Here is a 472-nt window from a genome sequence, read left to right on the forward strand (position 1 = left end):
TGTTTTCAAAAGCGCAATAAAAGCTAAATATGGTTTGGTAGTTCAGTTGGTTAGAATGCCTGCCTGTCACGCAGGAGGTCGCGGGTTCGAGTCCCGTCCAGACCGCCATGCGGGTGTAGTTTAGTGGTAAAACCACAGCCTTCCAAGCTGTTGTCGCGAGTTCGATTCTCGTCACCCGCTTTAGCTTTTATTTTTTGGGGCCTATAGCTCAGCTGGTTAGAGCGCACGCCTGATAAGCGTGAGGTCGATGGTTCGAGTCCATTTAGGCCCATAAAAATGTAGTCATACATTTGGGGAAGTACTCAAGTGGCTGAAGAGGCGCCCCTGCTAAGGGTGTAGGTCGGGAAACCGGCGCGAGGGTTCAAATCCCTCCTTCTCCGTTTTTTATTGGTCCGTTGGTCAAGTGGTTAAGACACCGCCCTTTCACGGCGGTAACACGGGTTCGAATCCCGTACGGATCATTTTTTACTTT

The 472-nt window shown here is 50.2% G+C and carries 5 tRNA genes; all 5 read left to right on the plus strand.

The features are described 5' to 3' along the window. Positions 1-31: 31 nt before the first annotated feature. A tRNA-Asp gene (locus IGJ25_RS17185) sits at positions 32-108 on the plus strand. A gap of 1 nt (position 109) precedes the next feature. Next, positions 110-180, plus strand: a tRNA-Gly gene (locus IGJ25_RS17190). A gap of 17 nt (positions 181-197) precedes the next feature. Continuing rightward, positions 198-271, plus strand: a tRNA-Ile gene (locus IGJ25_RS17195). Between the two features lie 21 nt (positions 272-292). After that, a tRNA-Ser gene (locus IGJ25_RS17200) sits at positions 293-380 on the plus strand. A 9-nt stretch (positions 381-389) separates the two neighbouring features. Next, positions 390-461 (plus strand) — tRNA-Glu (locus tag IGJ25_RS17205). Positions 462-472: the final 11 nt, after the last annotated feature.

Source organism: Enterococcus sp. DIV0240d (genome assembly GCF_051711245.1).
Taxonomy (GTDB): domain Bacteria; phylum Bacillota; class Bacilli; order Lactobacillales; family Enterococcaceae; genus Enterococcus_D; species Enterococcus_D casseliflavus.